Origin of the sequence: Campylobacter sp. FU_520 (assembly GCF_025772385.1) — a bacterium.
Classification (GTDB): domain Bacteria; phylum Campylobacterota; class Campylobacteria; order Campylobacterales; family Campylobacteraceae; genus Campylobacter_D; species Campylobacter_D lari_C.
The window spans coordinates 1-2412 of sequence record NZ_JAKMRZ010000035.1; the positions used below are offsets into that span (position 1 = coordinate 1).

At 28.2% G+C, this 2412-nt stretch carries 2 protein-coding genes; one reads left to right on the forward strand and one right to left on the reverse strand.

What is annotated here, in order from left to right; genetic code table 11:
• Positions 1–68: 68 nt before the first annotated feature.
• Positions 69–1565, reverse strand: a complete 1497-nt coding sequence (locus L8W55_RS07835; RefSeq protein ID WP_263678124.1) for an amino acid adenylation domain-containing protein — start codon at positions 1563–1565, stop codon at positions 69–71.
• 58 nt (positions 1566–1623) lie between these two features.
• Here L8W55_RS07835 and L8W55_RS07840 point away from each other — a divergent pair.
• Positions 1624–2412: DUF2920 family protein (locus L8W55_RS07840; RefSeq protein ID WP_263678125.1), on the forward strand; the 789-nt coding region annotated here is incomplete at its 3' end.

Below are 2412 nucleotides of genomic sequence, written 5' to 3' on the forward strand. Positions count from 1 at the left end.
ACTCCCCGCAAGACCTGTTAAAGTGATAACTGGAAAAGTTGTGTTCATTTGACTTCCTTAAATACTTTTTATTTGATTATCTTTAAAACCTTCCTATCAATCTTCCCATTTGCATTTAAAGCAAATTGTTCTATTTTAACAAATTTCTTAGGTATCATGTAAGCAGGGAGTTTGTCTTTTAAAAAGTTTTTAAAATCTAACTCTTCCTTGCTTTCATAAAAACAAATAATTTCTTCTTTAAAAATACAAGCACAATTTCTTACATTCTCATGAGAATTTATAATACTTTCTATCTCTCCAAGTTCTATGCGATGACCCATGTATTTGATTTGATGATCTATCCTTCCATAGCATAAAAGTTCGCTAAATTCATTATAAGCTACCACATCACCTGTTTTATAAAGCAAGTCTAGGTAATTATCATGCAAAGGATTTTGCACAAAAGCTTGCTTTGTTTTTTCTTTATCGTTGTAATAGCCTAAAGAAAGACAAATTCCTCTTACATAAAGCTCGCCTTTAATTCCTATTTGATCTGGAGTAATTAAATTTAAATTTTCATCAAATACTAAAAGCTGAGTATTTTTACAAGCTTTTCCTATAGGTAAAAGCTCATCATCGCTAAATTGCCTATCAACTATATAAAAAGAGCATACATCGGTAATTTCAGTAGGTCCATAAAGATTGGCAAATAAAGCATTAGGAAGATGTTTGCGCCAAATGTTGAGTTGTTTATTTGGCATGATTTCGCCGCAAAAAAGAATTTTGTTTAAATACCTTAGTGTAAAGGCTTCAAGAGCATTAGTATTAGCAAAATAAATCAGCACTGAAGGTACCCAAAAAATTGTTGTTATTTTTTCTTGTTCTAGATACTCCAAAATTTTATTTGGAAAAGCAAAAAGATGATTTGGCAGTATATGAAGTGTAGCTCCCATTTTAACAGAGCTAAATATATCTAATATGCTATTATCAAAGTAAAATGGTGCTTGATTAGCAAATATATCTTCATGACTTAGTTTAAAAGTCTCACATACCCAAAAAGTATAATCAATCACACTTTTATGGCTTATGCTTACTCCTTTTGGAGTTCCTGTGCTTCCGCTTGTAAAAAAGACATAAAGTAAATTAGTATCTATGTGATTGTTTAAAGCTTTTTCTAAAGTATTTTCATTTACAACAAAGCTTTCAAAATCTTCTGTGAAAATGGTATCAAGATTAAAATCTAAATTTAATTTTTTAGAAGTAATTAAAAGCTTTGGTTTTAAAACTTCTATAACTTTTTCTACACGCTCTTTAGGGCTTTTTTCATCTAAAAGCGTATAAAAATTTCCACTTTTTGCTACACCAAAAAAAGAAAGCAAACAATCAATCCCTTTAGGAAGTATGATTAATACAGGCTCTTGTGTACTTTTAGTAGGAAGTTTAGAAAGAATTTTACTTGCTATTTTTTTACTTAAACCATCAAATTCTTTATAGTTTATACTTTTACCATTAAACTCAACAAAAGCATTTTTGCTTCCAAATTTAGCAACACTTTCTTGTAAAAAATCATTGATATGAGTTGTCATGAGCTTCCTTAAAAAATTTTGGTTATAATAGCATAAATTATAACTAAGAAAGAAAAATATGCTCATAAATCAAACCTATTTCATAGACTCTTGTGATGATGTAGAATTAAATATAAAAAGAGAAAGTAAATTAGAATTTAAATTAACTTATGATGATAGCAAAGAAATAGAGGCGATTGTTTGTGTTATAAATGGTATTGGCGGAGATATAAAAGATGATTTATATATAAGTGATTATTGTGCTAGAAATTATAATGTAGCAGTTTTAAATGTAAATTATCATTGTATAGGAAATCGTCCTCAAACTGGAGCGGAATTTTATATAGATGATATAGATAAAATGATACTAAAAGTTAGTTTAGATGCATTGGGGATTAATAATTTACCTATTGATGTACAAGCTTTAAAAACTTATGATGAATTTTATTGTGTTATAGATGTGATAAATAAATTTATAGAAAGGTTGAAAAAAACTCAAGAGTTAGATGAAAATTATTTATTGTATTTGAGTTTAGGATTTAAACCAACAAAAAATGAATATCAAAATTATGGTATTATGCAAACGATCGATGTGTTAAACGCTTTGCTTTATACAAAAACAAAGATTTTGAAAAATAATAATTTGAAAGTAATTTTAACCGGATCCTCACATGGAGGATATTTGGCAAATTTATGTGCAAAATTAGCTCCTTGGCTTGTTGATGTTGTGATTGATAATTCTTCTCATGTGACGCTTGATAACAACTTATGGCGTTTTGTAGGTTTTGGTAAAGAAGTTGATTATATTAAATATTGTAGTGCAGGGATTACACATATATTTAAGAATGTTAAATTTGCAGCTTTCGAT

Coding starts and splice junctions, on each gene's coding strand:
- L8W55_RS07835 (WP_263678124.1), bottom strand. CDS start 1,565: ATGACAACTCATATCAATGATTTTTTACAAGAAAGTGTTGCTAAATTT.